A 21,290-nucleotide genomic window follows, 5' to 3' on the forward strand; every position below is an offset into this window, starting at 1 on the left:
ATGACTAAACACTATTTAATCATACTGATTTCCCTGTGGGTGTTCCCAGTTACTGGACAAGGCTTAACGATTAATGATTCGACCACTCCAGCTACGGCAGAAGTAGATGGAAACTTAAGGGTCAATGGGGATTTTTATCTTGAGAACCCTGGCGAAGTCACCAATTTAGACAATGCAAAACTCTTAGTACAAAGTACCAGTAATGACATCATGAAATACGATATAGATGTCAGCAAATACGGTCCAATCAATTATAGCCAGTACATCTTTCAAAATGTGAACTCTGCAGGTCTGATGTCTTACGACACTAAAATCCCGGTAAGTAAATACGTAGTGACCGTGCAAGGCTTTTATTTCACACAAGCCAATTATGATGAAAATATCCTATTGCGCAGCACAGTGGCTAACGATCGCATAGAAGGCTACACCGTAAGGGCCTATGTTGACACCGCCTCGGGCGCTAGCTTTCCCACTTGGCACTTTCAAGCCTTTGGAACAGACTCCACATTTAGAACTCCGGCGGGTGCCGTTACCAATGCCAACATCTTTTTGAATGTTTTTATCTTCAGACGTGGATTTGTAATTAAGGATCAGGGTGACGTCACCGTTGATATGAACAACAACGAGATTAATAATGCCGCCACGCTTCCAGGGTTCTTTGTGATCTACAATTGACACATCACAACATAGCCAAGAACTCTTGTTCACTGATCATGGGTATACCTAATTTCTCCGCCTTGGTAAGCTTGCTCGGCCCCATTTTTTCTCCACGAATCAAATAATCCGTCTTAGAGGAAATGGAGCTTCCTACCTTACCGCCATTATTTTCAATCATTTTTTTAAGATCAGCGCGCGACATTTCAAATACGCCTGAGATTACAAATGTCTTACCGGCCAATTGGTCAGTCTGTCCCTCAAGCTGCTCCGGACTCAGTGAAAACTGCAATCCTGACTCCTGTAACCTACTGATCAGATGACGATTATTTTCATCTGAGATAAAGGCGACCACACTTTCTGCTATACGGGTACCAATTTCAGGAATGGCAGCCAATTCCTCAAGCTTTTGCTGAGTTCCGGGATGAGTTTGCTCAAATAAGCTTGCTTCATTTACTTCTGGCATTTGCATTAAAGCTTGCATGCTCTTGTATTTTCGGGCTAATTTTTTGGCAACGGTTTCACCTACATACCTTATTCCTAAAGCAAACAAAACCCTTTCAAAAGGAACCAGTTTACTAGCTTCGATACCATTAATCATATTCTCAGCACTTTTTTGAGCCATGCGCTCTAAGGGCAACACATCTTCTACCTTAAGATCATAGAGATCAGCATAATTGTTAATCAGTCCAGCCTCTACCAGTTGATCTACCGTTTCACTTCCTATACCGTCAACATCCATGGCTTTCCTAGAAATAAAATGCTGGATACGGCCTTTGACCTGTGGAGGACAAGATTGTTCGTTTGGACAATAATGCAAAGCTTCGCCCTCTTTCCTGACAAGTGCCGTATGACATTCTGGACACTCTTCAATATAGGCAGCTGGCACCGAATCTTCTGGACGCTTAGCAAGATCTACAGCTACGATCTTGGGTATGATTTCCCCTCCTTTTTCTACATATACCTCATCGCCAATTCTGATGTCCAGCTTTTCAATCTGATCAGCATTATGTAGGCTGGCCCTTTTGACTGTTGTACCAGAAATTTCGACAGGTTCCAAATTGGCAACTGGCGTGATCGCACCCGTACGCCCCACTTGAAAGGTAATGGACTTCAATCGGGTGGAGACCTGTTCTGCAGCAAATTTGTAGGCCATGGCCCAGCGAGGTGCCTTGGCGGTAAAGCCCAATTCTTCTTGCTGTTGCAGGCTGTTCACTTTAATGACTACCCCATCCGTTTCATAAGGTAGCTCATGTCGTTTTTTATCCCATTGCTCAATGAATTCCAGCACTTCCTCCATCGAGTTAACCAGCCTGGAAGCGGTCGGAACTTTAAACCCCCATTTTCTGGCCAACTCCAGTCCCGCATATTGGTTTTGTATAGGTAGGTTGGTTCCAGCCAACTGATACAACAGGCACTCCAAAGGTCTTTTGGCCACTTCTGTACTATCCTGTAATTTAAGACTACCACTGGCCGTGTTTCGCGGATTCCTATACAGTTCTAAACCTTGCGCTGCCCGATCTTCATTCATTTTTTTAAAACCATCCCAGGGTAACACGATCTCTCCCCTGATCTCAAACTTTTGTGGCCAGTCACGTCCCTTCAACTTCAAAGGAACAGATTTGATCGTACGCACGTTATTGGTGACATCGTCTCCTTGGGTACCGTCTCCTCGAGTAACCGCTTTCGCGAAAGCGCCATCCTCATACCTCAGACTGATACTCGCTCCATCGTATTTGAGTTCGCAGGTATATTGAATATCCTCATCGACAATACGTTTAAGTCGTTGTTCCCACTCGAGCAAATCCTGTTTGCTATAACTGTTATCTAACGAATACATCCTGAATTCATGGACCACCGTCTCAAAATTCTTGGTTACCTCTCCCCCTACCCGTACAGTCGGACTGTTGGGATCATAGAACTCTGGATTTGCCGCTTCCAGTGCCTGTAATTGTTCGAGTTTTTTATCAAATTCAAAATCAGAAATTGTAGACTGATCCTGGGTGTAATAGGCGTAGTTGTGTGCACGCAGTTCCTCTCTCAGGGCTTTTATCTGTTGTTCTATATCCATTTGTGTCGAGCGACTTTAGCTTGATGTGTTGATTTATTTTGTACAATACTAAGCAGCAATTTACAGGATTGCTAGCACTTGACCAGTCAATCCAGAACAGATATATCAACAGTCTGGGCTGATCATTCACAAAGATTGTACATCCCAAATTTCGTGATATTTAATTCATCAATTTATTGCGGATCAAATAACTACACTTTCAATGACATTTTTATATCTCATTTATCATTTACCCTCTCAAAATCCCGTCTAAAAGTATCTTCAATTGTCCTACCTTTAAAGCATAAATGCTGATTTTAACCCCAACCCTCTTATCAAAGGAGTGAGAAATATCAACCGGATCAACATCTTTCTTCTTGCCCTGGCAGCAATGAGTATAAGTTGCACCCAGCGCAAGGAGTTACCACGACAAATCAGTCTCAATGATCAGTGGAGTCTTTTCCAGGTGAAAGACGGGCATATGGTACGGGACAGTATTTCACTTCCCACCAGTGTACAGAGTGATCTGTGGGAAAGCGATCATATCCCAGATCCATTTGTCGGCAATAATGAAGAAAAAATCGGTTGGGTCTCGCAGGAGAATTGGAGGTATGAAAAAGAATTCGCTGTTTCAAAAGAAGAGCTTCATCGCGACCATATCTATTTACAGCTAGACGGGCTCAATACTTATGCCCGAGTGATGTTAAATGATTCGCTCATTCACCAAAATGACAATGCATTTACCAGCGAGCGCATTTTTGTTAAAAACTTATTGAAAGAGAACAACAAATTAACGGTAGAACTCCTGCCCACAACCCCTTTTGAAAAGGCAGAAGATCTTTCACACCCCTATACTTTGCCTTTGGTCAACTCAGACAATAACCACCGCGTATTTACCCGGAAGGGACAATTTGAATACGGATGGGACTGGGGCCCTGTATTGAATACGATGGGCATTTCCCAACCCATCTATCTTCAAATCTACGATGGTTTAAAAATAGAAGAAGTTGATCTCCGACAGGAACTTCTCACGGACTCATTGGCCTCATTGACCAGCCATGTCAAGCTTGCAGACCTGAGCGCCTTTGAAGAACTGGAGTTACAGCTTTACGTGAACGATAGCCTTTTGGCAAGTTCAACATACTTGGGTCCAAACCAGGCGGCGCAACAATTTTCCCTGCCATTTACGATCAAAAAACCAAAAAGGTGGTGGCCGCACAACCTGGGCGACCCCTATTTATATGATATTAAAATCAAGATGATTCAAGATGGTGTGCTAAGCGATGAATACCGAGTTAAAAAAGGCTTGCGCACTGTCGAACTCGTCAACGAGAAAGATAGTATAGGAGAATCTTTCTATTTTAAAATCAATGATGTTCCAGTTTATGCCAAAGGTGCCAATTACATTCCGCAAAACAGCATGCTGGACCGTGTCAAAGACCAAGATTATTTACGTTTGATTCAGGACGCCAAAAAAGCAAATATGAACATGCTGCGTGCTTGGGGCGGTGGGGTTTATCAAAAAGACTTGTTCTACGAAATTTGTGATCGGGAAGGTATCATGGTTTGGCAGGATTTCATGTTTGCCTGTGCTATGTATCCTGGGGATAAACGCTTTCGCGAAAGCGTAAAACAAGAAGCCACGCAACAAGTCAAAAGATTGCGCAAACACCCCAGTCTGGTGCTCTTCAATGGCAATAACGAAATCAATGAAGCCTGGCACAATTGGGGCTGGCAGGCAGGTCGCAGCGATGAAGAAAAGGAATATATTTGGAACGAATACCAATCCATTTTTGTCGGTGTATTACCTGCGGTGGTATCGGCCCACTCAGATCTTCCCTATTGGGAGAGTTCGCCTAAATTCGGTCGTGGGGACAAGCGCTATGAAACCCATGCCAACGCACACGATTGGTGGGTCTGGCACAGCGGTTATCCTTTTGAGCATTATGAAAATCACGTACCTAGATTCAGTAGCGAATTTGGTTTCCAATCCCACCCTTCCTTTCAGACCATACGTTATATTAATGCCTCAGATTCCTTGGACATTCATTCTGCAGATTATGCCAGCCACCAGAAACATCCCAGGGGAAATGCGTTGATTGCAGATTATATGCAACGGGATTTTCCAGTCCCAGATCAGGATGCTGGTTTTGTCTATATGAGTCAGCTGTTACAAGCTTACGGGATTTCAAAAGCCATACATGCCCAGCGACGGGCTAGACCTCGATCTATGGGAACCCTCTACTGGCAACTCAATGATTGCTGGCCAGTGGTAAGTTGGTCCAGTATTGACTTTTTGGGGCATTGGAAAGCATTGCATTACACCGCCAAAAGAGACTTCAATAACCTCCTGATCAGTACAGAATTACAGGAGGATAGCCTAAATATATGGTTGGTCAATGACGATTTGCTATCGTTCAATTCACCTATGCGCGTCGATATTTTTGATTTTAATGGCAAGTCTATTAGTTCCTTCAGGGAAAATGTCAAGGCTCCAGCCAACAATAGTGCGATGGTCATGCAGATACCACTGGATCTAAAGAGTGCATCCGAAAAGGAAGTTTATATTCAAGTCAGTTTTAAAGACCGACAATATTGGGATTATTTGGTGCGCCCCAAAGAATTAAAGTTGCCACAGCCAGATTATAGCATCGCATACAATTGGGAAGGAGATCGACATAAAATCACCCTTTTTGCTCACTCTTTTCTCAAGGATGTTTTCCTGTATAGCGAAGAATCAGGTCATTTTTCAGATAACTTCTTTGACCTGCCTAAAGGCACCTCAAAAACCTTATACTTTGATGGTCCTGAATTTATCAAAGGTTTTGAGGTCATGACCTTAAATGAATTCATACTTCCAGAGGAAAATCCTGCAAGGCTTTCAAATTAACAGCTCCCTAAGACTCTGGTCTTCCATTGCAGGATATCTTTAAAACTACTATCTTCAATAAAAAAACATGATCAGATATTTGCTAGTGTGCGCGTCATTATTGTTTGGGTGCTTAAGCATGGCACAACCTTATGAGGTATTGGTATTTCATAAGACTAATCAGTACCGCCACTCTTCCATCAATGCTGGTATAACCATGATAACTGATTTAGGCAAACAAAACAATCAGTGGAACACCACAGCATCTATGGACGCGTCAGTTTTCAGCGCAGCCGATTTTGTGGATGCCCAAGGGAATTATAAGTATGATGTGATTATATTTTGCAGCACCACTGGGAACAACCTGTTGAACGATGCGCAACGCAACGCGTTTGAAGAATACATCAGAGCCGGCAATGGTTTTGTAGGTATACACGCAGCCACGGACACCTATAGGGATCGATCCTGGCCTTTTTATAACGAGTTGGTTGGCGGTATCGTTCAAGCCTCACCACACCACACTCCCAATCACACTTCAGCGACTATAGTGGTTCAATCTCCTGAACATCCGATCGTCAATCACCTGGGCAACACCTGGAATAAATCAGAAGAATATTATTATTGGGAAATTAATGGTGGCCAACTCAGTGCAGACAATAAAGTCTTACTTGAAGTGCAGTCCACTGGAGACAATTCCTATGATGATCCCAGGCCCATAACATGGTTAAAGGAATCGATCACGGTCAACGGGAATGTCACGAGTGGATTCAGGTCATTTTATACGGCCTTGGGCCACAATGGCAGTGATTATACCAACAATAAAGCCTTTAAAAGTATGATAGAAAAGGCTATTCTCTGGGCCGCAGGAAATACCAGTCTATCCGTAGAAGATTTTCAAGGCTACCCTATGCGGCAAAATAACAATCCTGTGGACCAATCTGCGGTATTTGATGTAGGGGAGGATGTTGCCCCATCGCAATTCAGATTCTTTGATCTTTCAGGCCGAAAGGTACCCGTTGTCCTGAAGAAAATAAAAAACGGCTATGAAGCCGATCTGCGCGAACTCTCCAGCGGCACTTACCTGTACGAAATTTATCTCAACGGAAAATTCTATCGAGGAAACTTGATCAAGCGCTAAATAGGGGTTAAGCTTTCCAACATTTTATCATCCGCCAATTTTGGTTAATGTCACGGTATAACTTGCTCTCAAAACCCAAACTTTCAGCTAATTGTTTCATTTGTTCGGGAAGGTATTGATTGATTTCAAAAAAGACTTTGCCGTCTTTACGAAGTGCGGACTGTGCCAACTTCAATATTTTTCTATAAAAAACCAGAGCATCATTGTCATCCACAAAAAGTGCGCTGTGGGGTTCATATTTTAATACATTGTCGTGGATTTCCTCTTTTTCCAGTTCGCGCACATACGGCGGATTGCTGATGATGATATCATAGGAACCAGGCAAGGCTTTACAGGATAAAATATCCTCTTGGAAAAAATCAACCTGTGCAGCGAGTTTGGAGGCGTTGGATCGGGCCACCTGCAAAGCTTCTGAAGAGATATCTAGTAAACTCATAGCACAGTCTTTTCGCTCTACTTTAATGCTCAAACCAATACATCCGCTGCCAGTACCTAAGTCAATCATTGCAGGGCAAGAAAGTGATTTAATTTCTCGGAGAACGAGGTCGACCAGCTCCTCAGTTTCCTGTCTGGGAATCAAGGTGTGCTGATTAACTTCAAACGTATGACCGTAGAAATGGGCAATCCCAGTGATGTATTGAACTGGGGTAGATTGCAAGAGTTGGTGTAGCGAGCGCAATATAATTTCCTCTTCCAGATGGTTGATTTTTTCCCGATCGCGTATCAAGAAATCCGTACGTGACCAGTGCAGTAGATCCTCACAAATGATTTGCAAAATACTCAAGCATTCTTCTTTGGGATATAGATGTCCCAAGTCATTGATGTATTTAGTCTTGAATTCCTGCAGTGTCATCATAAAAGTTAAATTTGAATAGAGCGACGCATCTCATCTGAGGTCGTATTGGCCGTACTTACAATTGGCGTAACATCTGTACCGGGCAAGAAAAATGTCCGGTATCTCCCAATGGAGCCTCCAAAAGTTCAAACCCTACATGTTTATATAAACCTTGGGCCTGATGCATATTATCCATGGTTTCCAGATACATTTGTTTGAATTGGAAATCCCGGGCAGCCTGAATACATGTTTCTATCATTTTCTTACCCCAGCCTTTTCCTCTAACCGCTGGTATAAAATACATTTTTTGCAATTCGCATACATGGGATTCGTACTGATCCAATTGAGCTACTCCCGCCCCTCCCAATACCTGATGTCCATCTTCCAGCACAAAGTAAACAGATCTGGGCATCTGGTAGCGCTCATACATACGATGGGTGGCCACATCGCTGTAGGCAGTACCTATTTTGGGAGCACCATGTTCAAGAATGGAGCTTTGGATAATCTCTTTGATCGATGTATTGTCCTTGGGGAGTATAGGGCGTATTCTCATATTGCAAAAGTACAGTACGCTAATGGAATTGCGATTCGTTTAAGGTCTCTTCTATGTTAGGTTGACCACACGAAGACGGCATTTGCGATCTACCCATTGTTGTGTTTTCGTTTTTCTTTAACTATTCGTTTTCATTCTCAGTGTAATTTCTCCAATATTGTAGGCGTAAATAGGAGCTGGTAAAAAAGTAAATCGCAAGCCTTGGATTTCTTTCATTTCCAATTGATCAATTGAAATGACAACTGCAGCTGGACATTGCACTAAAAGTTTCTGGAATCTCTTTGGTAGCTCACCACGGATTTTCGTATCGAAGACCTTCGATAATCTTTTCTGTAGGAATAGGATTTAAATCTATCCATTGTTACATAGTTGAACAAATAGGTGATGTTTTGATGGTAGAATGAGTTAAGCTGACCATCCTACATGGTATCTAATGAAAAACGACAACAAAATAAAGTTACATTTGTGTAGATGAAAAGCCATAAAACTTTCATGAATCGTTGTATTCAGCTGGCCAAAAACGGTTTGGGCACCACTTACCCCAACCCTTTGGTAGGCAGCTTAATCCTTTCAGAAGAGGGACAGATTTTGGGTGAAGGTTGGCACTACAAATCTGGTAGGCCACATGCCGAGGTCATGGCCGTACGGGATGCAGAAAAAAAAGGTTATGATGAGTCCGCTTTCGCGAAAGCGACCTTATACGTCAACCTTGAACCTTGTTCCCACACAGGAAAGACACCTCCTTGTGCAACAATGATTATTGCCAAAGGATTTAAAAAAGTGGTTATAGGCACCCTAGACCCACATGAAAAAGTTGCGGGCAAAGGTGTTCAACTGCTTAAAGATGCAGGTATTGAAGTAATAACAAACATCTGTGCTGAATCCTGCCACCGGCTCAACCGACGATTCTTTACCTACCATACCAAAAAAAGACCTTATATCATTCTGAAGTGGGCAGAGACCGCTGATGGTTTTATTGCTCCGTTGATCAAGGAGGACGTTGCTCCCGTATGGATTACCTCCAAAATTTCCAGGCAACACGCCCACAGAACCAGAGCGAGAGAACAGGCCATTCTCATTGGTGCCAAAACCTTGCTAGACGACAATCCCTCACTCACCTGTCGACAGTGGCATGGACATCATCCCACACGGATAGTATGGGATCATAGAGGGAAACTACCTAAAGCTATGAAAATATTTGATGACCAGGCAGAAACATTAATTCTTCAAAAATCAGAGAATGAGCTTGATGGAGTATTGGATCAAATCTATGCCGAAGGAATCCAATCAGTCATTATTGAAGGTGGGGCAAAAACCCTACAAAAATTCATCGATTCAGGACATTGGGATGAAGCGCATCAATACATGGGAGCAGAAGTACTTTTTCATCAAGGAACTCCAGCCCCTCTGCTGCATGGACAGCTAGTGCTTCACGAGCGGAGACTGTTGGGAAAAGACATTCTTAAAACCTACTACCGCTCATGATTTGGCTACTACTAAGCATTACCACCAGCAGCCTGTTGTATGTCATATTTAAATATTTCCAGGTTTTTAAAGTCAACCGACTGCATGCCATCGTGGTCAACTATTTAGTGGCTTGTGTCACAGGATTTTTGGCTTACGGCGAGCTTCCTACGATCAATGAGGTATGGACGGCCGATTGGTTAATCTATGCCATGGGTCTAGGGGCTTTATTCATTTTTATTTTTAATGTGATGGCATTAACCAGTCAGAAAAATGGATTATCAGTAGCGGCAGTTGCTGGAAAAATGTCTTTGGTAATTCCTGTAATTGCTGGATTTTGGTTGTACGGTGAGTCTATGGGATGGATAAAATTGATCGGGATTTTCATCGCTCTGGCCTCGGTTTACCTTACTTCGATCAAGTCCAAGAACGGAATTACTTGGAACCGTGAATTGTTACTACTTCCACTGTTGTTATTTGTGGGAAGTGGGGTAATCGATACGACCATCAAATATGCCGAACAGGTTCACGTACCTGAAGGTCTCGAACCTCTTTTTAGTGCGATATGCTTTATGAGCGCATTTGCGATTGGTATCCTGGTGATGATCTACGAGAGTATCCAAGGCCGACCTTTACAATGGAAGTCAATAGTTGCAGGGGCTGTGTTGGGAATCCCGAATTACTTTTCCATTTATTTTCTAATCCGTGCCTTAAAAACAGGAATGGAAAGCAGCGTGGTTTACCCCATCAATCATGTGGGCACCGTACTTCTTACCTCGTTTTTGGGTATTATAATATTTAAAGAGAAACTTATCCTTAAAAATTATATAGGGATTGCAATTGCCGTAGTGGCTATAATCATGATCGCTTTCGCGAAAGCGTAAATGCAGGCATATTTACCTGCTAAACATTAGCGTTCAAGAGTAATAAATTGAGTACCTGTAACATTATTTGTAGCTCCACCAGCATCAAATGACTCCGAAATCTCTGCTTCTAACTCTATCAAGTTAGCGGTGTTGACCACAATTGTATATTCTTGATTTTGACTTTGAGCAGCCAATGTAAGAATTGTCCCACTCAAAGTATAAGTTCCGGTCGTATTAAAAGGAACGGTTTGGGTCTGCGAGGGACCTCCAATCAAAGTAGTTTGAATTTCCATGCTTCCTGCTTGGACAAAAGTGCCGTCCATATTAAAAGTCAAGGTAGGGTCACCACCCACTAACGCGCTGGTTGACATAACGGTGGTGGTTTGCCCCATAAAAGTACTGGTGTTTTCTAACTCTGTATCATTCTGCGTAACATTCCATGTTCCAAGTAAATCTACCTGATTGGCACCTACACCGCCTCCGGTTCCTGATACAGGTCCATTGGTATTTAAACTGGGATCCAATGGCTCCGTTTCACAACCTACCAATAGAATGGAGAATATGACGAAGAGGAGATAATTTTTCATGGTACTTAATTTATGTTTAATTTGCTAAAAATATCTTAATAACTTGACCAGACTGCATGAGTCTGTTTTTTTAACAATTTTTTAAGTGATTGACTCCTATCTCTCCATTGTCGAACCCACCATCGAGATACTTTTCAAAGATCGCGGCAGTAAATTTTATGCCACAGCTTTCCCCATAGATACTGAGATGGAAGTAGACATATTGATTGCTGAACTGAGGAAAAAGCACCCCAAAGCTGGACACCACTGTTACGCCTGGAAGCTAGGCCCTAGCGACCAAAATTACAGAGCTAATGATGATGGAGAACCAAACCACAGCGCTGGTGATCCGATACTGGGTCAGATTCAAGCCCGCGAACTAAGTGATATATTGGTGGTAGTATCACGAATTTTTGGAGGAACAAAACTAGGGGTCGGCGGACTTATACAAGCGTATCGAGAAGCGGCGAGTTTAGCACTTGAACAGGCAAAAATCGTCAAACGCACCATTACAGCCTCGGTAAACATTTACTTTGAGTATCCGCAGATGAGCCAGGTCATGCGATTTATCGATGAGCACAAGTATACAATGGAATTCCAAGAACTCACAGACACCTGTCTGATACGTATCGCCGTGCCACAGTCACAACAACAAAGGGTGATCGATCAAATCAATCAGATGTATCCCATCAAGGCGTCAACTTTAGAAGAAAGCACAAGCCATTGACCTTTCAAGTCATGCAACCTCTCGTACAATGCGCGTAAAAAAATGAGAATGTATTAAGTACTAGCGCTATAGCTGTTTATTCGCAATATTTAAGACTTCAAATTAATTCGGCTTTCCATCTCCATCACCTAAGTGATCAAAATTTATAGATGGGCGTGCCAGCTTCTTGAGCTGTCATATCATACATAATTGAGAGGCGACTATTTAAAAGAGTTGTTTGATTTCTATCATGTCCTTTGCCTCCTTCAAATGTCTATTTAATCTCCATTGCACCAGCTTTTTAAAGCAATGACAAGAAAGACAACTTGGATGGTTTTTTCATAAGTCAAGCATCTAACTTGATCTGGTATCTGTTAGGACTACATATTCCACTCTTAGTCGAATTCCTTCTGGACAAGCGAAAATGTCCTGAGATCATTGTCTTGCCTAGCACAAAGCCGAACATATTGGAAAGCATGTTTGTTGTTGCTCATGGCAGCTCGTTATTCATATCGGAGTTGGGAAAATATGTTCATCAAGCAAATTCGGGATAAAACATTGAGCAGAAAAAAGAACAATCTTCTAAAAAGAAGGTATCGATAAATGGCAAAAATTATTTCAGTCTGCAAACAATTCTTCACATCGGTTTAAGAAATCGACCAATGGTTTTCTGGGGCGAAAATTTTTGGCATCTGTAAAAACAAGAGTCAGCTCACAAAGAGCGCATATTTCACCTTTTTTGTTGGTGATTTCATAGTCAAAAACCACCCTAGTAGTAGGAATACTCTTTAGGGAGATTGCTACATGAATTTCATCATCAAATTTGATCGGTTTTTTGTACGTAATATCGATTTTATGAACGGGTAACAACACCCCATTTTCTTCCATTTTCTGGTAGGAAAAACCTAAAGTGTTTAACCATTCAAGTCTAGCTTGCTCCATGTATATCAGATAGTTAGAATGATGTATAATCCCCATCTGATCAGTTTCACAGTAACGAGGTAGGATTTTTACTACAATATTTTTCATCAATTTTTTCATATATTTCTTGTGTATCAAGAAAGTTAATTCAATGCGATTTTTTTTTAAGAAATCAAACCTTAAATAAATTTTTTTTAAGGTTTTTTATACACATATTTGTCATCGATTTTAACAGAGGATTTTCGATCTGATTTTTAGTTCTAAATCGCACAACCTAACATCAAAAAACAGCAAACTTATGACACTGACGGCAGAATCGGTATGGGACAATTGTCTCTCTTTTATTAAAGACAATATTGCCCCTCAAGCTTATAAAACATGGTTTGCTCCTATAAAACCAGTAAAGCTAACTGATACTGCACTAAGTATTCAAGTCCCTAGTCGCTTTTTTTACGAGTGGTTAGAAGAACATTACATCAAGTTACTTAAAACTGCTTTAACGCGTGAGTTGGGTGAGGGAGCAAAATTGATCTATGCGATCAAGATGGAAAACCCTGCGCGTGGTATGGAAGCTTTTACAGAAAAGATCCCTAGCAGCAACAGATCCATTAATAACTCACAATCGGTAGATGCTCCAGTGCGAAGCAAAAGCCCAGAGCTGAAGAACCCGTTTGTGATTCCTGGAATCAGAAATGTCAAGATTGAATCCCAACTCAACCCTTCCTATAATTTTGAAACTTTCTTGGAAGGTGATTCTAATAGGTTGGCGCGCAGTGCCGGAATGGCTGTTTCCAATAAACCTGGTGGTACCAGTTTTAATCCACTGCTCATTTTCGGTGGTGTAGGTCTGGGTAAAACCCACCTTGCCCATGCCATCGGTGTAGGTATTAAAGAAAATTATCCAGACAAAACCGTGCTGTACATCAGCGCTGAAAAGTTTACACAACAATACATCGAGTCGGTTCGCAAAAACAATAGAAATGACTTTATACATTTCTATCAGATCGTCGATGTATTAATAGTGGATGACATCCAATTCTTTGCCGGTAAGGCAAGTACCCAAGATGTTTTCTTCCATATCTTTAATCACTTGCATCAAAACGGTAAACAAGTTATTCTAACCAGTGACAAGAAACCGGTGGATATGCAGGATATCGAGCAGCGTTTGTTATCTCGTTTTAAATGGGGATTGAGTGCAGAACTCAATCACCCGGATTACGAGACCAGGGTATCCATCATCAAGAATAAACTATATAGAGACGGTGTTGAAATGGAAGAAGATGTGGTCAATTATCTGGCCGAGAACATCAAGACCAATATTCGCGAATTGGAAGGAGCAATTATCTCCTTGATCGCACACTCCTCTTTTAATAGAAAGGACATTACTATAGATCTGGCACGTAAGATTGTCGAGAACTACGTAAAGAATACAAAACGTGAGATTTCTATCGATCAAATCCAACAGGTAGTCAGTGACTATTTCTCTATGGATGTGGAAACCCTTCAATCCAAAACCAGAAAAAGACATATCGTACAGGCAAGACAACTGGCCATGTATTTTTCCAAAAAATTGACCAAAGCCTCTTTGGCCAGTATAGGGACACAAATTGGTAAAAGGGATCATGCGACTGTATTACACGCTTGTAAAACCGTAGACAACCTGGCTTCTACTGACAAGCAATTCAACAAATACGTAGAGGACCTACATAAAAAATTATCCAATTAAGTGAAGCAAAAGACTTCCATATTGATGATCTGTCTGGGAAACATTTGTCGCTCGCCACTGGCGGAAGGCTTGATGCGTTCCAAACTTAATTTTACCAAATTTACAGTAGACAGTGCCGGAACAAGTGGAGGGCATAAAGGTGAAGCTCCTGACAAACGTTCTATAGCAGTGGCCCGTAAATACGGCTTGGATATTAGTCAGCAACGCAGCAGGAAACTGCTTCAGGAAGATTTTGACAAGTTTGACTACCTCTATGTCATGGATGGCTCCAATTACAATGACGTAACTTCAATGGCTCGAAATGAAGAAGAGCGTAATAAAGTCATCAAAATATTGGACGAAGCTTTTCCTGGTGAAAATCTCGATGTACCCGATCCCTACTACGGCGGTTCGCAAGGTTTTGAAAATGTCTATCGCATGTTGGATCGCGCTACAGATGTAATCGCCAAAAAGTTGGACAGCTAGTGCAACTGCCCCTCTAGGACCATTTAGCTTTTACTTTTCCTGAACTTACATTGCTTTTCTGCCCACAGTGTTGGTTGTTTGCCACTCCACCATGAGATCGATCATTACGAAGCTTCGACTTGATCTAAAGTAGATCGCTTATCGATTTTACCCGTGTGGGTTTCTACAAACTTAGGCACAAAATACACTTGTTTCGGACGTTCAAATTTAGACAATCCCTTCATCGCAGATTGTACTTCCTGTTCTTCACCCTCTACCACCAATACAACCCGTTGTCCCAATTCGTTATCTGCCATTCCAGCAATAAAAAAACGCGCCGAAAGATCTTGGGCAAGCTTTTGCTCCACTTGAAGCGGGTGGATTTTTACGGTACCCGAATTGATCACATCATCCTTTCTCCCCATCACTTGAAACCCTCCATCTTTGTTAAATTCGACCAGGTCATTGGTCACCAAAGTGCTAGATGTCAAATGAGGTGCATCGATCAACAAACAGCCTTCTTCGTTCTTAGACAGCTTTACCTGAGGCAGCGGCTTAAAAAAAGTTTCCTGTAAGGGATAGATTTCGCGTACAGCGATATGCGAACACGTTTCTGTCATCCCGTAGGTGTGGTAGGCTTTGGTATGCTTTCCTTGTAATTGTTTAATGAGCGTTGGAGACACAGGCCCTCCTCCGATAATCACTTTTCTGGTTTTATGTATGTGATCCAAGGATCTAGATAGCTGTAAAGGAGACATAGCGGTAAAGTCATAACGCTTTTCGGCCTTATGAAGCGGTGTGGTACTTGGTTCAACCAAGTCCAAATCCCAACCCAATGTCATAGCTCTGACCATCATCATCTTACCAGCAATATAACTCAACGGCAAACAGCACAACACCTCCTTTTCTTCACCCATATCAAAAAAAGCACCTGTCATCAAAGCGCTATTAATCATATGTTGTTTGTCCAGTTTATACTCCTTAGGAACCCCAGTCGAACCACTGGTGTGCACAGTTACCACTTCAAAATCATCCAGCCAACTCAGCAAAAAATCACCGATCTGGCGTTCCCAATACTCTCCTTCCTTGACATAACTGTACGCCACGGTCATGACGCCATCGTGATCCAGACGATGCCCGTTTAGTTTAAATGTGGGATGTATTTTGGGAATCATAAAAAATCTTGATTTGCAGTGTTGTTTTGCTCAAGGGCAAGAAACTCTTCTTTGCTCATGACCCGTCCAAAGAGTTTCTCCTTCCAGTTACGCCATTTGTAAATTTTACCTAGAATAAGTAGTATAATTGGATACCCAATAAAAATAGGTAACACATCCACGATTGAAAAACTGGGTTCTGAAGTGTCCAAATAAACTGAATCTGTTTGTATGGCTGTCCAAGTAGAGGTCACTAACAAAGCTGCCACAATATTATTAGCTGCATGAAAGCCCAGAGCCAGTTCCAATCCTTCATCCAACAATGTCATCGCTCCCAGCAACAAACCGGTGCCTATATAAAAAACCATGATCCCAAAACCTAGCTTTTCCACTTCTGGATTAGCGGAATGCATTATTCCAAACAAAATAGAGGTGAGTAGAAAAGGCACCCACCTGGTTTTAGTGGCAATTCCTAATCCCTGCATTAACTGCCCGCGGAACAAGTACTCTTCAAAACTGGTTTGAAAGGGAAACATCAACAAAGAGATCAGTAATAACGGTATAAACTTGGACGCATTAAAGTTGTATTCAAAATCCTCAGGAGCTAACTGCACGGAAACAAAAATCATCAATGCAGAGATGCCGCCCCAAAAGAAAAACATAAAGAATATACGTTTCCAATCCACTTTAGGTCGCGAGGTGGTGAGCCAGCGTAAATGCTGACGGTGGACTACACCCGCCCAAAAGAACACGATCAATAAACCTACTACAAAAACTGACAAATTAAGGACTAAAAAAGGTGTCTTTCCCATCGCCTCTATCATATTTTGCATCGTTTCTTCCAGTGAGACATCATTCTGTTCAACAAATAACAGAGTGGCTACATAATTGAAAGCCATGAATAACATAAAAATGCCAGGTATCACAAAGTAATTCCATGTTCCTAATTTCCCCTTGTAGCCTTGTTCTATATACATATTTAAAAATTTAATGCGTTAGTATCCCATTCCTTGGAAATGTTACACCTCAATTGAGCATCGCTGATTTCCAGCGGACTGCCTATGTTATTGGTGAATAAACCCCCTGTACCTAATCCCTGAGGCATGCTGACCCCAAGGGTGTACGTGAATTGCGCAATAGCGTTAAGCCCGATATTGGATTCTAGTGCACTGGTCATCCACCAACCTATACTGCTGGATTCTGCAAGATTGATCCATTCTCTACAGCTTTGAAAGCCACCCACAAGCGCTGGCTTTAAAATGATGTATTGCGGCTTGATCTCCTGCAAACACTGTTGTTTATGTTCTTTAGAAAATAAACCGATCAATTCTTCATCCAAAGCAATAGGCACTGGTGTGTCTTTACAAAGTTCTGCCATTGCTTTCCATTGCCCGGCTTTGATAGGTTGTTCGATACTATGCACCTGATATTGAGAAAGGGTATCCAATTTTCTTTTTGCCTCTTCCGGAGTAAAAGCTCCATTGGCATCTACCCTGATGCTTACTTCGCTTTCGCGAAAGCGGGACCGAACAGATGCCAGTAGTTTAATTTCTTCTGAAAAATCCAGGGCACCGATCTTAAACTTGATACAATCAAATCCTCTCGCTAGCTTTTCTTCCAATTGGTGCAACATATTGTCCGTATCGCCCATCCATATCAATCCGTTGATATCGATATCATCCTGGCCTTGTGTAAATAAAGAAGGGAAAAGTTCAAATGGATCAGCAGATTGTAAGGATTTTAATGCCATTTCATAACCAAACAAAATCGATGGCCATTCCTGCAACGCTTGCATCAATTCTGCTGGAGGCTTTGAAATATGATCACACAACCATGTAAGTTGTTTTTCAAAGTTGGGACGGTCATCAATGGATAGCCCTCTTAACATATTGATTTCGCCTATGCCTTTCTCTTTACCATTATCCAAAACGAGAAACCAAGTATCCTTTGTGCGCAATACTCCCCTAGAAGTACCTGCAGGTCGTTTAAACGATAAATGATAGGGAACAATATGTGCTTTCATAAGGTGAATGTATAAAAGCTCGCCTACAATTGCGATCTATTCACAACAATTTATAAGATGAAAAACTAAGTGATGACCTCTGAAATACAAACTTAAACGCAAGAATTTCCTGATGGCTAGCAAGTTATTTTCGCTTAACGGTCCATTCAAACCTGAAATGACTGACCTGGATGCCCTGCTCGTTCATGCCTTGGGATTCCATCCAAACGGTTTGTCCTTCTCCAGTGGCGACGGTCTGCGCAATGGCTTGTTGAATAGCCTCTCCATCATGACATGTAAAAGTGATTCGTCCTGTTGCTTTTTTAGTAAAAGTCGCCTCATTATTGGCCACCAACATGGAAACTTTAGCATTGCTTTCCTGTATATATGACATTACGAGTGCGCCAGTAGAGAGTTCGGCAGCCATCGCTTGTACGGCAAAATATAGACTGTTGAATGGGTTTTGATTGATCCAGCGGTGCTTGACGCTAACCACGCAGCTTTTGGCATCGATATTCTTGCACCTCACCCCATTCCACCAACAGCTAGGCAGCTTAAAAAAGGTAAAAAGATTAATTTTTTTGGGCGTGATCATTTTTTAACATTTAGGCAAAAATACATAAAAGCCCTTGATGTATAACGCTTTCGCGAAAGCGAATTGCAACATTAACACCTGAATTAAAAAAATATATGGTACTTTGTATTGCATAATACCTTTTTTTAGATATATATTTGCATAAGAAAATATTATGTCATGGAAAAAACTCAAAATAACAACCACAAAAACATCGCAACGGGCATCCATTTGCTGACTTTCGGTAAGTGGTTATTTCCGTTGGGGAATTTTGTATTGCCCATTCTCTTGTGGATGGTTAATTCCAATAAATCTCCATTCATCGACCGGCACGGAAAGCAGGCGGTCAATTTTCAATTAAGTATCACTTTATACACCGTTGTATTGGCCTTTGTTGGTGGAGGCATCATCATTGGATCAATAATATCTGGCGGTCCCGGACTTTGGGAAGCCATGAACCACGGTAGCGACTGGCCGTTTAGCGAAAGTATGGGCACCTTCAGTACTATTGTAGCCAGTGGTATCATTTGTGGAACCGCAATTCTGGGCTTATCCATCTTGGATCTAGTTTGTACCATTAAAGCGGCAATCCGGGCCCATGACGGAAACGATTATGACTATCCAATAACGATCAACTTCATCCCACATTTTGATGAGGCTGACGTATCAAAACAACAATAATATGAAGATAGAAAACACAAAAGCGCAAATGCGCAAGGGCGTACTCGAGTACTGCATTCTATCCATTCTCAAGGAAGAGGATGCCTATGTGGCGGAAATCCTTGACACCCTCAAGGATGCTAAAATGCTAGTAGTTGAAGGTACCATCTACCCATTATTGACCCGGTTAAAAAATGCTGGCTTACTCAACTACAGATGGGAAGAAAGCACGAGCGGTCCACCGCGTAAATACTATGGACTAACTGAGACCGGAAAGATATTCCTGACTGAACTCAACACCACTTGGGATGATCTGAAGAATGCCGTTAACATTGTGACCAAATCAAAAAACAAGAAATCATGAACAAGACCATCAATATCAATTTAGCTGGGCTGTTCTTCCACATAGATGAAGATGCCTATCAACGACTCCAACGTTATCTGGCTGCCGTGCGCAGATCCTTTGCTGGCACAAGCGGAGCAGAGGAAATCATGGGCGATATCGAATCTAGGATTGCCGAACTTTTCCTCGAAAAAAGGGCCAATGAACAACAAGTCATATCCATCAATCACGTCGAGGAAGTCATCAGTATCATGGGGCAACCTGAGGACTATGAAGTGGACGAAGAAATTTTTGAAGATCAACCCAACTACAAACGTGCGTATAAGCAACCACGCAACAAGCAATTATTCCGCGATACCCAAAACGGATACGTTGGAGGGGTAAGTTCTGGTTTGGGCTACTACTTTGGAATTGAAGCGGTTTGGGTTCGGGTAATCTGGGTTATCTTGGTCTTTCTTAGTGCTGGATGGATCGTACCTATTTATGTATTAATCTGGATACTCGCTCCAGATGCAGTGACGACCAACCAGCGACTGACCATGATGGGAAAGGAAGTCAATATTTCCAATATTGGAGAGGAAAACGTTAAGTCGGGTTTTGAATCAGTGGCCGACGGGGAGACCGACGCCGGCCACCGAATCGTAGGTCAAAAAGGAAAAAGAGGTTCCATTAAGTTTTTTAACTTTTTAGGACGCATCATTAAAGGCTTTTTCAAAGCTATCGCAAAACTTATAGGACTCTTCCTTTTCCTGGGAGCGACCATAGGCCTCATTGCACTAATCATTTCTACCATTACGGCCAGTGTGGTGAGTATAGAAGGCCATAATTTGTTCACCATTTTTGACCTGGTCGTACCAGTTGAGCAAAATACTTGGTGGTTTGTACTTGCCTTGATCCTTGCTGCGGGAATTCCGTTGTTGATCCTGGCTATCTTAGGACTTAAACTGTTAGTAAGTAACTTGAGGTCTATTGGTACCACCGCCAAGGTTGTATTGGTGGTGCTTTGGGTAGCGTCCGTCATTGTGGTCACAATCCTTGTTGCCCAAATAGCTGCTAGCCAAGCAGTAGAAGGTACACACACCACCATTGAGAAATTTGACATCAATCAGGAGAAAGTTTTTCAACTCAACATGAATGATGATACCTATACTGATGACATGGATAACGTTCAATTCCGTTTCGACAATATGATCATCGCCGATTTTGAGAATGGAACGGAGCGTCGATTGTTTGACATCAAAACCGCTGTCGCGGCAACACCAGACAGCACGGCTTTTGCCAGGATCTCTTACATTGCCAGGGGCGCTTCGCTGAAAGAAGCCAAGGAAAATGCCAAGGCCATCCAGCACGAAGTAGTCATCAATGATTCAACCATGACGATTAGGGATTATTACACGCTAATTGAAGGTGCCAGACTTAACAAACAAGATGTTGAAATCACTGTTTACTTGCCTGAGGGAGTCAAGCTCAGGATGAACGATGCATTTGCCAGTCGGTACAGGTCCTATATCAGTAATGATGCTTTCTCGTTAGGAAGTAACAGTGCCTACACCTATCAAGTCGTAGATGGAAAAGCTGTGTGTCTGGATTGTCCGATCAAAAAGGAAACACAGCCCGAAGAAGAGATTAAAGCTGGATCCTCTGTCATCGATATGGATGAAGAACCTCAGGACTCTACGGTCACAACAGATGGTAAATGGGAATACCAAGAAGATCCAATTTGATAAAATTTTAAAAATTTGTATTTTCAGTTGACGTTTTGCTC

Annotated in this window: 20 protein-coding genes; 11 read left to right on the top strand and 9 right to left on the bottom strand. The window is 42.0% G+C overall.

What is annotated here, in order from left to right:
* Complete coding sequence (locus tag EGM47_RS06405; protein ID WP_124979954.1) at positions 1-675, top strand: hypothetical protein; 675 nt, start codon at positions 1-3, stop codon at positions 673-675.
* Positions 676-679: 4 nt separating this feature from the next.
* Here EGM47_RS06405 and ligA read toward each other — a convergent pair whose 3' ends face one another.
* On the bottom strand, positions 680-2,725 hold the full coding sequence (gene ligA / locus EGM47_RS06410) for an NAD-dependent DNA ligase LigA (RefSeq protein WP_124979955.1): 2,046 nt from the start codon (positions 2,723-2,725) through the stop codon (positions 680-682).
* A gap of 322 nt (positions 2,726-3,047) precedes the next feature.
* Here ligA and EGM47_RS06415 point away from each other — a divergent pair, with 322 nt between their 5' ends.
* Together EGM47_RS06415 and EGM47_RS06420 are read left to right on the top strand one after the other, a co-directional pair.
* Positions 3,048-5,594 carry a beta-mannosidase gene (locus tag EGM47_RS06415; RefSeq protein WP_124979956.1) on the top strand — a complete coding sequence of 849 codons (2,547 nt, stop codon included), beginning with the start codon at positions 3,048-3,050 and terminating at the stop codon, positions 5,592-5,594.
* 118 nt (positions 5,595-5,712) lie between these two features.
* Complete coding sequence (locus EGM47_RS06420; protein WP_164510832.1) at positions 5,713-6,711, top strand: ThuA domain-containing protein; 999 nt, start codon at positions 5,713-5,715, stop codon at positions 6,709-6,711.
* A 7-nt stretch (positions 6,712-6,718) separates the two neighbouring features.
* On the opposite strand, the gene prmC is transcribed toward EGM47_RS06420, so the two are convergent.
* Both prmC and EGM47_RS06430 read right to left on the bottom strand, forming a co-directional pair.
* Positions 6,719-7,567, bottom strand: a complete 849-nt coding sequence (prmC, locus tag EGM47_RS06425) for a peptide chain release factor N(5)-glutamine methyltransferase (protein ID WP_240642311.1) — start codon at positions 7,565-7,567, stop codon at positions 6,719-6,721.
* A 55-nt stretch (positions 7,568-7,622) separates the two neighbouring features.
* Positions 7,623-8,099 carry a GNAT family N-acetyltransferase gene (locus EGM47_RS06430; protein WP_124979958.1) on the bottom strand — a complete coding sequence of 159 codons (477 nt, stop codon included), beginning with the start codon at positions 8,097-8,099 and terminating at the stop codon, positions 7,623-7,625.
* A gap of 471 nt (positions 8,100-8,570) precedes the next feature.
* On the opposite strand from EGM47_RS06430, the gene ribD reads away from it, so the two are divergent.
* Positions 8,571-9,584 carry a bifunctional diaminohydroxyphosphoribosylaminopyrimidine deaminase/5-amino-6-(5-phosphoribosylamino)uracil reductase RibD gene (ribD, locus tag EGM47_RS06435; protein WP_124979959.1) on the top strand — a complete coding sequence of 338 codons (1,014 nt, stop codon included), beginning with the start codon at positions 8,571-8,573 and terminating at the stop codon, positions 9,582-9,584.
* Complete coding sequence (locus EGM47_RS06440; RefSeq protein WP_124979960.1) at positions 9,581-10,447, top strand: EamA family transporter; 867 nt, start codon at positions 9,581-9,583, stop codon at positions 10,445-10,447. The genes ribD and EGM47_RS06440 overlap by 4 nt, the downstream gene beginning before the upstream one ends.
* Positions 10,448-10,473: 26 nt before the next feature.
* Here EGM47_RS06440 and EGM47_RS06445 read toward each other — a convergent pair whose 3' ends face one another.
* Positions 10,474-11,016 carry a hypothetical protein gene (locus EGM47_RS06445; RefSeq protein WP_124979961.1) on the bottom strand — a complete coding sequence of 181 codons (543 nt, stop codon included), beginning with the start codon at positions 11,014-11,016 and terminating at the stop codon, positions 10,474-10,476.
* An 85-nt stretch (positions 11,017-11,101) separates the two neighbouring features.
* Here EGM47_RS06445 and EGM47_RS06450 point away from each other — a divergent pair, with 85 nt between their 5' ends.
* A complete protein-coding gene (locus tag EGM47_RS06450; RefSeq protein ID WP_124979962.1) occupies positions 11,102-11,722 on the top strand; it encodes an IMPACT family protein in 621 nt (206 codons plus the stop codon).
* 597 nt (positions 11,723-12,319) lie between these two features.
* Here the strand turns inward: EGM47_RS06450 and EGM47_RS06455 are convergent.
* Complete coding sequence (locus EGM47_RS06455; RefSeq protein WP_240642313.1) at positions 12,320-12,742, bottom strand: acyl-CoA thioesterase; 423 nt, start codon at positions 12,740-12,742, stop codon at positions 12,320-12,322.
* A 178-nt stretch (positions 12,743-12,920) separates the two neighbouring features.
* Here EGM47_RS06455 and dnaA point away from each other — a divergent pair, with 178 nt between their 5' ends.
* Together dnaA and EGM47_RS06465 are read left to right on the top strand one after the other, a co-directional pair.
* A complete protein-coding gene (gene dnaA, locus EGM47_RS06460; RefSeq protein WP_124979963.1) occupies positions 12,921-14,348 on the top strand; it encodes a chromosomal replication initiator protein DnaA in 1,428 nt (475 codons plus the stop codon).
* Positions 14,349-14,372: 24 nt separating this feature from the next.
* Positions 14,373-14,813, top strand: a complete 441-nt coding sequence (locus EGM47_RS06465) for a low molecular weight protein-tyrosine-phosphatase (protein ID WP_124980350.1) — start codon at positions 14,373-14,375, stop codon at positions 14,811-14,813.
* 104 nt (positions 14,814-14,917) lie between these two features.
* Here the strand turns inward: EGM47_RS06465 and EGM47_RS06470 are convergent, their stop codons facing one another.
* From EGM47_RS06470 to EGM47_RS06485, 4 genes are all read right to left on the bottom strand, one after another.
* On the bottom strand, positions 14,918-15,967 hold the full coding sequence (locus EGM47_RS06470) for an AMP-binding protein (RefSeq protein WP_124979964.1): 1,050 nt from the start codon (positions 15,965-15,967) through the stop codon (positions 14,918-14,920).
* Positions 15,964-16,923, bottom strand: coding sequence for a CPBP family intramembrane glutamic endopeptidase (locus tag EGM47_RS06475; RefSeq protein ID WP_124979965.1), 960 nt, complete (start codon positions 16,921-16,923; stop codon positions 15,964-15,966). Before EGM47_RS06475 ends, EGM47_RS06470 begins: the two co-directional genes overlap by 4 nt.
* A 2-nt stretch (positions 16,924-16,925) precedes the next feature.
* Positions 16,926-17,969 carry an o-succinylbenzoate synthase gene (locus tag EGM47_RS06480; RefSeq protein ID WP_124979966.1) on the bottom strand — a complete coding sequence of 348 codons (1,044 nt, stop codon included), beginning with the start codon at positions 17,967-17,969 and terminating at the stop codon, positions 16,926-16,928.
* A 124-nt stretch (positions 17,970-18,093) separates the two neighbouring features.
* The gene (locus tag EGM47_RS06485; protein WP_124979967.1) at positions 18,094-18,543 is read right to left on the bottom strand and encodes a DUF4442 domain-containing protein; all 450 of its coding nucleotides are present in this window, start codon (positions 18,541-18,543) and stop codon (positions 18,094-18,096) included.
* A gap of 159 nt (positions 18,544-18,702) precedes the next feature.
* Here EGM47_RS06485 and EGM47_RS06490 point away from each other — a divergent pair, with 159 nt between their 5' ends.
* The 3 genes from EGM47_RS06490 to EGM47_RS06500 are packed head-to-tail and all read left to right on the top strand — an operon-like array spanning position 18,703 to position 21,249.
* On the top strand, positions 18,703-19,203 hold the full coding sequence (locus EGM47_RS06490) for a DUF4870 domain-containing protein (protein WP_124979968.1): 501 nt from the start codon (positions 18,703-18,705) through the stop codon (positions 19,201-19,203).
* Between the two features lies 1 nt (position 19,204).
* Entirely contained in the window at positions 19,205-19,546 is a 342-nt protein-coding gene (locus EGM47_RS06495; protein WP_124979969.1) for a PadR family transcriptional regulator, read from the top strand.
* Positions 19,543-21,249: a PspC domain-containing protein gene (locus EGM47_RS06500; protein WP_124979970.1), complete on the top strand. Its 1,707-nt coding sequence runs from the start codon at positions 19,543-19,545 to the stop codon at positions 21,247-21,249. The genes EGM47_RS06495 and EGM47_RS06500 overlap by 4 nt, the downstream gene beginning before the upstream one ends.
* Positions 21,250-21,290 lie beyond the last annotated feature (41 nt).

Source organism: Nonlabens xiamenensis (assembly GCF_003865345.1).
Lineage (GTDB): Bacteria > Bacteroidota > Bacteroidia > Flavobacteriales > Flavobacteriaceae > Nonlabens > Nonlabens xiamenensis.